Annotated in this window: 6 protein-coding genes; all 6 read left to right on the top strand. The window is 56.8% G+C overall.

All coding sequences use genetic code 11. The annotated features are described in order from the left end of the window. Positions 1-467 precede the first annotated feature (467 nt). The 6 genes from ID132_RS12455 to ID132_RS12480 all read left to right on the top strand — a co-directional run bounded on the left by ID132_RS12455 (position 468) and on the right by ID132_RS12480 (position 10,874). Entirely contained in the window at positions 468-2,027 is a 1,560-nt protein-coding gene (locus ID132_RS12455) for a hypothetical protein (RefSeq protein WP_193128772.1), read from the top strand. Between the two features lie 103 nt (positions 2,028-2,130). Then, positions 2,131-3,276, top strand: a complete 1,146-nt coding sequence (locus tag ID132_RS12460; RefSeq protein ID WP_211198427.1) for a hypothetical protein — start codon at positions 2,131-2,133, stop codon at positions 3,274-3,276. A 211-nt stretch (positions 3,277-3,487) separates the two neighbouring features. Continuing rightward, positions 3,488-5,941, top strand: coding sequence for a type I restriction-modification system subunit M (locus tag ID132_RS12465; RefSeq protein WP_193128774.1), 2,454 nt, complete (start codon positions 3,488-3,490; stop codon positions 5,939-5,941). Next, positions 5,941-6,528 (top strand): restriction endonuclease subunit S, encoded by a 588-nt coding sequence (locus ID132_RS12470; protein WP_193128775.1) that lies wholly within the window; start codon positions 5,941-5,943, stop codon positions 6,526-6,528. Before ID132_RS12465 ends, ID132_RS12470 begins: the two co-directional genes overlap by 1 nt. Before the next feature lie 28 nt (positions 6,529-6,556). Continuing rightward, complete coding sequence (locus ID132_RS12475; protein WP_328744513.1) at positions 6,557-10,168, top strand: HsdR family type I site-specific deoxyribonuclease; 3,612 nt, start codon at positions 6,557-6,559, stop codon at positions 10,166-10,168. After that, on the top strand, positions 10,155-10,874 hold the full coding sequence (locus ID132_RS12480; RefSeq protein WP_193128777.1) for a M48 family metallopeptidase: 720 nt from the start codon (positions 10,155-10,157) through the stop codon (positions 10,872-10,874). The genes ID132_RS12475 and ID132_RS12480 overlap by 14 nt, the downstream gene beginning before the upstream one ends. The last annotated feature ends 94 nt before the right edge of the window (positions 10,875-10,968 follow it).

A 10,968-nucleotide genomic window follows, 5' to 3' on the forward strand; every position in this document is an offset into this window, starting at 1 on the left:
AACCACGCTCACATCAATCGGTGCAAGGGCGGAGCGGCGACGGTGAATGCTTGGGTCAACACGCTGACAAGAAGGTGCCTCTCCTACGTGGTCCCTATTGCCGGTTCCTCGCTGTCGGAGACCTTGATGTCGAGGTCATCTGCAGTCCGTGCTTAGGTTGAAACAAGCCCGGTGCGTTTGGGCACTCCGTGCTGGGCCCGGTTGTGAGGCCGGCCTTCTCCCCACCTGATGACAATCCGCCGCCTGCGATGCATCGCACGTCGTGTCAACGTAGGTGGGACGGATCGAATATGCTGACGTTACGAGCGGGAACTTCGTTGAAATTCTGCGCATTGCTATCGCAGATTGATCGGTAATTCTCGCGGTGATTGCTGACGAATTACCTGCGTTGGCACTACGTTGAGAGGGGAACGGTGCATATGCCTGATGGACTCGGGTACGGTCGAGGCGACTCAGTCCCTCACACTGTGCGACAGCAAGACTTGGAGCGCTACAAAGAGCGTTTCCGTCGAGAGACGCAGTACGGTGCCGAGCTTCTGAGCTATCTCGAACAGTCGAACTGCGGAACCTGGCGATGTGAGCAAGATGAAGCCGATCCGCGGCGTTGGTGGATTAATGTAACGTTACAAGAAACCGTTGCGGATATGTTTGATGCTCACTTAGAAATACAGTTGGTATATGCCGAGTACCAAACGGTAGAGCCCCGGCTTCTAGAACTTATCCAACGTAGGATCTCGACCAACGCTCGCGTTGATCATGGGTTATTCATGATTGCGAGTCTCGACCCCGATGTTGATCGTCTTCTTCGGCGTCGCCGAGGTGAATTTGCCGCAATTGATTTGCATCTCGGTGACCTGGGCAAGAACTCTCCGGATATCCGTCAGCGGATGTCGACAGTCCTTTCTTCGGTTGACCACTACGATATGTCAACTCCTGTGCACAACCCGGCTGGGTTCTTTGGTCGCATCGCTGAATTTGAGCAGATTGTCTCCGACATCAAGCGGGGTCAATCAATCGGGGTGTTCGGGCTTCGAAAAACTGGGAAGACGTCGCTGTTGAATTTTGTGCATCGCAGCCGGATGGAGGCGCGCAGGCCGGTTGCATTGATTGATGTTAGTGGTCTTTCGAATGCAGATCAGTTTCGACTAACGCTTCTTGAAAAATCCTGGAAGGCGGTAAAAGACCTGGGCGTATCCACCAAAGATATGCCTCGACTGCGAACCCTGAGCCGTGAAGGGGAATTGAAAGTCAATATAGAACTGATGCGGTTGCAGTGGCTTTCCGATCTTGAGCTACTATCCCGTCATGCAAACGGCCGACTTGAGATTTTTATTGATGAAATCGACCAGTTGCATCCCGATAGGTCGCACTTGGGCGACGAAGCGCATGAAATGTTGGTCACTCTTACACAGTTGCGTGGATTGATTCAGAGTCCCGATCCGAATGTTGGTCTTGTGCTCATTTGTGCAGGTGTCGACCCCGCGATTTTCGAACGGCCTCTATTAGGGGGAGGGCAAGATAATCTGCTCTATAAACTTGTCCGTCTCTTGTATCTGGCGCCACTGTCGAGAGACGAGATGGCGGAAATGGTTCGAGATCTTGGGCGTCGGATGGGAGTTCGTGTGCGTCAACATGACGTCATTGACTTCCTGTTTGAAGAGTACGGTGGGCATGCGCTATTAACCCGCAAAGCTTGTTCTCTTGCGGTGAAGCGGCGTCGCGGCGGCGAAATTCCATGGCATATGTCACTTGAAGATGTACGAGCCAGCTCACTGGATGAATCCGATGGCTCACCATTTCGTCAAGCTTCGGAAATTCTTGAATCTTTCGCAGAATGGTTTCCGGGCGAGGCGGAGCTATTGCGTGAACTTTGGTCAGCTGACCCAGAGGACCGAGAACTTGCCGCCAGTATTATCGCTGAGAACCCGCGGCAACTGACGCATGCGGAGCCGTATGGTCTCGTGAACTCCGGAACAACTGAACCACGAATTCGTGCGATCGGGAGGGCTGTCGGTGCCGGCTATTAGGTGGCTCCCGAGCGAGGAAACTTGGATACAAGGTATTTCCGAGCGCGTGCTCGACGGTGAGGTAGTACTTGTTCGCTCCCTCCCACGCTGGGGGCTCACATCCGTGTGCTCCGCAGTTTCTGGTCATCTTGGTCCATCGGCCGTGACAGTGGATGGTCGGTTAGAGGGTGAACGTGGTCAGGAACAACTGCGTGATCGTATCGACACGGATGTCTCGACTGCTATTGAAGAAGAGAGATGCGCTCAGGTCGTTTTTGATAACTATGGTCATGCCATAAGACGATCTCAGGGTGGAAAACTCCACTCGATGCTTTACCGTCTACTTGTGGATTCTTTGCCTGCGCGGGATACGGGGGCACTCTTGGTTGCACGCTTCAGTGACACCCTGGATCCTGGCTTCTCGGGCAGCCCGCTCTTGAGTAGGGCGCATGTAGAAACCCTCCCGGCCTTGACCGAGGAGGATGCACAGGAGCTGCAACCGGGTACAGATCTCACTGAACTCAAAGAACTTGTTGGCGAATCTACATGGCTTGCACGGCGATTTCTTGGGGCGGATGCGCGCCAAGGTCGGCTTCGCGCTATCGAACACCTCAATAATGACTCTCGCAGGATAGCGGCGACGTTGCCGTCGAGTGCAGCCGAAGTCTTGTTAGGAACACGGCGACTGGCGGACTGTGACCCAAACAGCCTTGAAGCGTTGCGATGCTTGGGTACCCTTGGTCATGATGGTGAATTTAAGCTCTCCAGACTTGTTGAAGACTCACAACTATTAAGCAAAGTCCGCTCGGAGAGCCCTGGGTGGCCGAGCACGCGCGAAAGCTCGATCCGTCGGTTTGCCGAATTGTTGAGCGATAGCGATCGGGCGATGTGGGTGGATCGATACTTGTTCGCCAACGCCGACGAGGTGGGGTCATTTCTCAAAGATTTGAGGCAAGTGTCGAAAACGGCACTTCGCCTTCTAGTGAGTGATGACCCGTGCCGTGAGGGATTTGCTCAGGAGATTTCAGATGCAGTTCAAGGGTTGCCTGACGTCGAAGTTCGTTTCATGTCCCGATCCGACCGGCGACGTCTGCACGATAGGCACTTAGTTTTTCCTACGACCAAGTCGGGTGTGGTGATCCCAACCGCGGGCGTGATTCTCGGAATCGATGATCCCGGCTCGGCTGTTTCTGTTCCCATGCCGTCCCTTGCGGTGAACTACACGGAGTTTTGGGCTCGGGGTGACCGGGTCTTTCCGAACGATCTTTGATGACCAGGGGAGCAACGGATCACACGCCACGTCGCGTATTCCTCGTGGCGCGGAGAGCTGAGCCTGCTATCGGTCGGCCACAGCTCTGTGAAGTCGCTTCCCGCGACAGCAACGCAAAAACTGAGCATGGCGTGTAGGAGAATGATCCAATGAAGTATGTAGGTTGCGTTCGTCTCGAGCCGTCAATTTTGCTGCGGACGATGGTGTGACGATGGCCCTCAAGAAGTCAGATCTGTATAGCTCGCTCTGGGCCGGAGCGGACGAGCTCCGTGGTGGGATGGACGCCAGTCAATACAAGGACTACGTGTTGACGCTGCTGTTCGTGAAGTATGTCTCCGACAAGGCCAAGGCCGATCCGTACGCAGATATCGAGGTGCCGGAAGGTGGATCCTTCGATGACCTGGTCGAGCTGAAGGGACAGCCAGACATTGGCGAGCGGGTCAACGTCGCCATCCGCAGGCTGGCCGACGCCAACGACTTGCAGGGCGTCATCAACAACGCTGACTTCGATGACCCGGACAAGCTCGGCAAGGGCAAGGAGCTGGTTGACCGCCTCACCAAGCTGATCGGAATCTTCCAGGACCTCGACTTTACGGGTTCGCGCGCCGAAGGTGACGACCTGCTGGGCGATGCCTACGAGTACCTGATGCGGCACTTCGCCAGCGAGTCGGGTAAGAGCAAGGGCCAGTTTTATACGCCCGCCGAGGTCTCGCGCGTCATGGCTGCCCTCATTGGTGTCAAGTCGGACACGCCGAAATCGGCCACCGTCTATGACCCGACCTGTGGCTCTGGTTCCCTGCTCCTCAAGGTCGCCGATGCATCCCCTCACGGTCTGACCATCTATGGCCAGGAGAAGGACAACGCGACACGGGCGCTGGCCGTGATGAACATGGTGCTACACGGCAACGCAACAGCGGACATCCGCCAGGGTGACACAATCACGAGCCCGCAGTTCCTCCGCGGCAACGAGCTGCAGACGTTCGACTACTTGGTCGCGAACCCACCGTTCAGCGTCAAGTCGTGGAACAACGGCCTCGAGAACGAGTACGGGCGCTTCGACGGCTACGGACGTCCTCCAGAGAAGAACGGCGACTACGCCTTTCTGCTCCACATGATCAAGAGTTTGAAGAGCATTGGTAAGGGTGCAGTGATCCTGCCGCACGGTGTGCTTTTCCGAGGCAACGCCGAAGCAACGATCCGCAAGGAGTTGATCAAGCGAGGGTATATCAAGGGAATCATCGGGCTTCCGGCGAACCTCTTCTATGGCACCGGCATTCCGGCCTGCATCATCGTGCTCGATAAGGAGAACGCGGTCGGGCGCACTGGCATCTTTATGGTCGACGCCAGCAAGGGATTCACGAAGGACGGCAACAAGAACCGCCTACGCCCGCGCGACATGCACCAGATCATCGACACGTTTACGAAGCAGCTAGACGTGCCTCGGTACTCGCGCATGGTGCCGCTGAGTGAGATCGCAGATCCGAAGAACGACTACAACCTCAACATCCCCCGCTTCATCGACAGCTCGCAGCCCGAAGACATCCAGGATCTGCATGCCCATCTCAAGGGCGGGATCCCGAATCGTGACCTCGACGCCCTGCAGCCGTATTGGGATGCGTTCCCTGCCCTCCGCTCGACGCTCTTCAAGCCGCTTCGCGAGGGGTATAGCGAGCTGAGGGTCGACAAAGCAGATATTCAGGCTACTATCACTGACTCGGATGAGTATGCGGCCTTCGTCAGCAACACAAACGCAATCGTCGGTCGCTGGTGGAACAGCCACGGGGCGCTCCTGCAGAAAATTACGCGCACCACTCGCCCTGCTGACCTGATCGCTGAACTGGGCGACAGCCTGCTCGAAGCCTTCCGGGAGCAGCCGCTCATTGATGAGTATGGCGTGTACGAGCAGCTGATGAGCTATTGGCACGATGTCTTGCACGACGACGTCGCTCTGATCATGGGCGAAGGCTGGGACGGCGCCGCCAAACCGCGCGCTGCTCGCATTCTCGGATACGATAAGAACAAGAAGCCGAAGCACGAGGTCGCGCACATGACCTTCGGCACCCGTGCCAATGCGAAGCGCTGGGTGATGGACCTGATCCCGCCTGAGCTGATCGTCGCGCGCTATCTTGCCGACGTGCAGACCCCGCTCGATGCACTGGATGCTGAGGTCGAAGCGGCCGGTCAGGCTATCGAGGAGTACGTCGAAGAGTACGCCGTCGAAGAAGGACTGCTGTTCGACGCAACCGACGATGACGGCAAGGTCACCAACAAGACCGCCACCGACCGACTCAAGGCGGCCAAGGCGGAGGGCGCCGACAGCGACGAGATCCAAGCCCTAGCCCAAGTTGTCGGACTGTTTAAGGCAGAGACCGCCGCAAAAAAGGTCGCGAAGGACGCCCGAGTCGAACTCGACCAGCAGACACTCAAGCAGTACGCCCAGCTGACTACTGCCGATATTCAGAAACTAGTCATCGATGAGAAATGGGGCGGCCGTGTGATCGCTGGGGTACAGGCGGAGCGTGCGGCGCTGATTCAGACGCTCGTGCAGCGGCTGAACGTGCTTGGCTCCCGCTACGAACAAACGGTGGGTGACCTTGATGGTGAAGTCGAGGCTCTGACCGCGAAGGTCGCTGCCCACCTGGCGGCGATGGGGGTAGCCGACTGATGGACTGGACAGTATCCACGCTGGGTGACATCGGTGAGACGCTGATCGGCTTGACGTACTCGCCCTCACAAGTAAGCACGACAGGAGGAACCCTTGTCTTGCGTTCGTCAAACATTCAGGATGGTCAGCTGGCCCTCGACGACACCGTCTACGTGGATGCGCCGATCTCCGAGAAGATTCGCGTTCATCGCTCTGACATCTTGATTTGCGTCCGAAATGGCAGTCGCCCGTTAATCGGCAAGAGCCTATATCTTGACGAGCGAGTTGAAGGTGAGACCTTCGGCGCCTTCATGGCGGTCTTCCGTTCTCCGTTGAACGACTACTTGCGCTACTTCTTCCAGTCAGAAGAATTCAAACGTCAAGTCGAGGAACACCTCGGCGCCACCATCAACCAGATCACCAACAAGAGCCTGAAAGGCTTTGAAGTTGCCTACCCGGGGTATCGAGAGCGCTTTGAGATCGCTCGACGTCTTGCGGATGTCGATGCTTTGGTAGGGGCGCTGACGCAACTCATCACCAAGAAGCGCGCCATCAAGCAAGGCATGATGCAGNTTAACTGCACGTACACGACTTCCAGGCTTTTATGAGGCCTGGCAAAGCGTGACTTTTGGTGATGTGACACGGATCCAAAGAGGGTCTACGCTTACGCGGGCTCAAGCAGGAGAAGGGCAAATTCCGGTAGTAGCTGGAGGCAAGAGACCTGCCGGATTTACCGATCGAGCAAATCGAACTGGCAGGACGATCACCATCAGCGCTTCGGGTGCTTCCGCTGGCTACGTGGCTGTATATGACGGGCCGATTTTTGCATCCGACTGCTCGACAATTAGTAGATCGAAGTCTTTCAATCTCGACTATATCTACTACAGCCTCTTGTTGCGGCAAGATGTCATTTATCGCGCGCAGACCGGAGGGGCGCAACCGCACATTCATCCGAAGGACATTTATCCAATCGGGCTTCAGCTGCCGAGGAGCGTTGATGAGCAGAATGCCATTTCTCAGTTGCTCCGTGACGTCGACGACGAAATCGCTGCTCTCGAACGCCGACTCGAGTCCACCCGTGCGATCAAGCAAGGCATGATGCAGNCTGACGGGGCGCACTCGGCTTCCTGTTGCCGAGGAGGTATCGGTATGAGCAGCGTCGGACAGATCGAGCGGAAGACACAGGATCGCGTCGTTAAGTTCTTCCAGGATCACTTGGGTTACGAGTATGGCGGCAACCTTGAGGCGCTCGAAAATAGCAACCTCGACGAAAACGCTCTGATCCACTACTTGGAGAGTCGCGGGCATGACGAAGAGGCCATCCGCAAGGTGCTCCATGCTGTGGAGACTGCCAGTTTGGTTGGTGGCGTCCGCAGTCTGTATGAGGCCAATCGTGAGGTGTACGATCTGCTGCGCTATGGCGTGAAGATCAAACGCGGTGTTGGTGACCAGTTCGAGACGGTCTGGCTTATCGACTGGAAGGAGCCCGAGGCCAACCACTTCGTCGTGGCCGAAGAAGTCTCTATCGCGGGCGCCCACAACAAACGGCCAGATGTGGTGCTGTACGTCAATGGCTTGGCTCTTGGCGTTATTGAGTTCAAGCGTTCGAAGGTCAGCGTTTCGGAAGGCATCCGTCAGAACATCGGAAATCAGAGCGCGCACTTCGTTCGCCCCTTCTTCTCGACCGTTCAACTGGTGTTCGCCGGCAACGATGTCGAGGGGCTGCGTTATGGCGTGATCGAGACGCCGGAGAAGTACTGGCTGGAGTGGAAAGAACCGCAGGACAATGCCGTCGGCGCTGACGTTGGCCAACCCCTTGACCGGGCGATTTTACAGATGTGCTCGAAGGATCGCTTCCTTGAGCTGATCCATGACTTCATGGTGTTCGATTCGGGCAAGAAGAAGACGGCCCGTCACAACCAGTACTTCGGAGTGAAGGCGGCACAGGCTCGCATCGCCAAACGAGAAGGCGGCATCATTTGGCACACGCAGGGTTCTGGCAAAAGCCTGACGATGGTGTGGCTGGCGAAGTGGATTCGTGAGAACCAGCCGCAGTCGCGTGTCCTGATCATCACCGACCGCACCGAACTTGACGAGCAGATCGAGAAGGTCTTCGGGGGCGTCAACGAATCGATTTATCGCACGACTTCGGGTACGGATCTGCTGGCTCAGTTGAACAAGCACGATCCGTGGCTGATCGGCTCCCTGGTGCACAAATTCCGGGGCGGCGACGACGACCACGAAGTCGACCGCGACAGCGACGAGTTTATCGCCGAGTTGCACACGCGCGTCCCTGCTGGATTCGCGGCAAAGGGGAACCTGTTCGTCTTCGTTGATGAGGCGCACCGTACCCAGTCTGGCAAGATGCACCGGGCGATGAAGGAACTGCTGCCTGGGGCGATGTTCATTGGATTTACCGGCACCCCGCTGCTGAAGGCCGACAAAGCGACGAGTATTGAGACATTCGGTTCGTTCATCCACACCTACAAGTTCGACGAGGCGGTCGAGGATGGCGTTGTGCTCGACCTGCGTTATGAGGCCCGGAATATTGACCAGGACCTGACCAGCCCCGAAAGGGTCGACAAGTGGTTCGAGGCCAAGACCAAGGGACTCACCGACTTGAGCAAGGCTCGCCTCAAGAAGAAGTGGGGCACGATGCAGAAAGTCGTTTCTGCTGAGCCTCGCGCCAAACAGATTGTGCAGGACATCCTTCTGGATATGGAGAGGGAGCCGCGCTTGGTGAGTGGTCGCGGTAATGCGATGCTGGTGGGCGACAGTATCTACCAGGCCTGCAAGTTTTTCGAGATGTTCGTCAATGCGGGATTCAAAGACAAGGTCGCAATCGTCACGAGCTATGTACCGAACCCGGGAGATATCTCGAAAGAGGATTCCGGCGCAGGAGCGACCGAGAAGCTGCGACAATACGACATCTATCGAAAGATGCTCGCTGACTTCTTTGAGGTCCCGGCGGATGAAGCGGTTGGCAGGATCGAAGAATTCGAGAAGGAAGTCAAACGGCGATTCATAGAAGAACCTGGACAGATGCCGCTGCTCATTGTGGTGGACAAGCTCCTGACCGGCTTTGATGCGCCGAGCGCCACTTACCTCTACATCGATAAGAAGATGCGCGACCACGGCCTGTTCCAGGCCATCTGTCGTGTGAACCGACTCGATGGTGACGACAAGACCTACGGCTACATCATCGATTACCGTGACCTGTTCAACTCGCTCGAGTCGGCGATTACCGATTACACGTCCGGCGCCCTCGACGGGTATGAGGAGAAGGACGTTGAGGGTCTCCTCAAAGACCGTGTCAAGCAGGGGCGTGAGGATCTCGACGCCGCGCTGGAGAAGATTCGAGCGTTGGTTGAACCAGTTGCGCCCCCTAAAGACACACTTGAGCACCAGCACTATTTCGTTAGCGCGGTGCCGGGGGACGCGGATCAAATCAAAGCCAACGAACCCAAGCGCGTCGAACTTTACAAGAGCGTCTCCGGGGTCGTTCGTGCGTACGCCGCCCTCGCCAATGAGATGGATGCCGCTGGCTATTCGTCTGCCGAAGCCGTGGCCATCCGCAAAGAAGTTGACCATTTTGTTGCTGTGCGCGACGAGGTGGAGCTCGGGGCCGGCGAAAATATCAACATGAAACAGTTTGAGGCCGGCATGCGCTCTCTCCTGGATACGTACATTCAAGCCGGCGCATCCGAGGTGGTGGCGACGTTTGAGAAGGGTCTCGTTGAGCTGATCGTCGAGCGTGGCGAGGGAGCGATCGACACCTTGCCTCCTAGAGTTCGTAACAACCCCGAAGCGGCGGCAGAGACGATCGTCAACAACGTGCGCAAGACCATTGTTGATGAAGGGGCGTTGAACCCGCGCTACTACGACCGAATGTCCAAGTTGCTCGACGCACTCATCGAGCAACGCCGACAAGATGCTCTCGGTTACAAGGAGTATCTGGAACGGCTCCTTGAGCTGGCGACCAAGGTCGGTACGCGAGAGTCAGACAAGGAGTACCCCGCGTGGGCCGATACTGGAGCAAAGCGCGCGCTCGTTGATTTCAACTTCGCGGACATCGATCTTGCGATGGTGGTCAACGACACCGTGATGCGACAGAAGGAACATGGTTGGGTCGGCAGCAAGATGAAAGAGCGAGCGTTGGCCCGCGAGCTTCGTCGTGTATTGCCGGAAGGATTCGATCGGTTCGAAGAATTGTTCAAACTGGTGAAGGCTCAGGATGAGTACCGGTAGCGCCTACCTCACTGTCGCTGGGCTAGGTATTGACGTCGTCTATAAGGACATCAAGAACCTGCACATCTCCGTCTATCCTCCGGTAGGTCGTGTCCGGGTGGCGGCACCGCATCGCATCGACGAAGACACCATCCGCCTGGCGATCGTGCAACGCCTACCTTGGATCAAGAAGCAGCGCGAGCAGCTCCAGAACGCGGACCGTCAAACGGAGCGCCGCATGATCTCCGGCGAGACACATTACGTGTGGGGCGAGCGCCTACGACTTGACGCGTCACGCACCGGGCGGTCGCTGGTCAATGTGGCAGGCAAAACGCTTTGGCTCACAACGCCCCGCGATTACAGCGACGAGCAGCGTAGGGCGGTACTTGACCGCTGGTACCGCAAGGAACTCAAAGAAGCTGTGCCACCGCTGCTGGAGAAATGGCAGCCGATCGTCGGCGAGGACGTATCGACGTTCGTTGTGCGCAAGATGAAGACGAAGTGGGGCACCTGTCAAACAGCGTCGCGTGCCATCTGGCTCAATCCTGAGCTCGCGAAAAAGAATCCTCGCTGCCTCGAGTACATCGTGGTGCATGAACTCGTGCACTTGATTGAGCGCGCGCACAACCAGAGATTCACTGAGCTGATGGACAAGCACCTGCCGGATTGGCGGGCGCGACGCGATGAGCTGAATGAAGCGCCACTGGCAGACGAGGACTGGTCGTAGTCCGTGCCTGTTGCTCGAGTATCGATTGCCATGCTCGCGGTACAAGGCATCTTTGCCGTAGCGTTTAATGGCTCATGGGTCTGCTGCACGGATA

Source organism: Gulosibacter sediminis, from assembly GCF_014904065.1.
Taxonomy (GTDB): Bacteria; Actinomycetota; Actinomycetes; order Actinomycetales; family Microbacteriaceae; genus Gulosibacter; species Gulosibacter sediminis.